Consider the following 587-nt stretch of genomic DNA (forward strand, 5'->3'; position numbering starts at 1 on the left):
GCCTGGACAACTGCAGATGGAACAATAGATAGTGGAGCAAATACAGCTAGTCCAGTAGTAAGTGCAGCAGGAACATACTCATTAATAGTAACAGATGCAGACAACGGATGTTCAAGTGTAGCAGATACAGTTGTGATAACAGAAGATGTTTTAGCACCAACAGCAGAAGCAGGATCAACTGCAGAGTTAACATGTGGAACAACTACATTAACCTTAGATGGATCAGGATCAACAGGTCAAGGAGTTTTAAGTTATGCCTGGACAACTGCAGATGGAACAATAGATAGTGGAGCAAATACAGCTAGTCCAGTAGTAAGTGCAGCAGGAACATACTCATTAATAGTAACAGATGCAGACAACGGATGTTCAAGTGTAGCAGATACAGTTGTGATAACAGAAGATGTTTTAGCACCAACAGCAGAAGCAGGATCAACTGCAGAGTTAACATGTGGAACAACTACATTAACCTTAGATGGATCAGGATCAACAGGTCAAGGAGTTTTAAGTTATGCCTGGACAACTGCAGATGGAACAATAGATAGTGGAGCAAATACAGCTAGTCCAGTAGTAAGTGCAGCAGGAACATA

The 587-nt window shown here is 41.4% G+C and carries 1 protein-coding gene; it reads left to right on the top strand.

The features are described from left to right. A partial coding sequence (locus Q4586_RS13995; protein ID WP_303530021.1) for a PKD domain-containing protein occupies positions 1–587 on the top strand: 587 nt, incomplete at both ends.

It is taken from the genome of Tenacibaculum soleae (genome assembly GCF_030549005.1).
GTDB lineage: Bacteria > Bacteroidota > Bacteroidia > Flavobacteriales > Flavobacteriaceae > Polaribacter > Polaribacter soleae.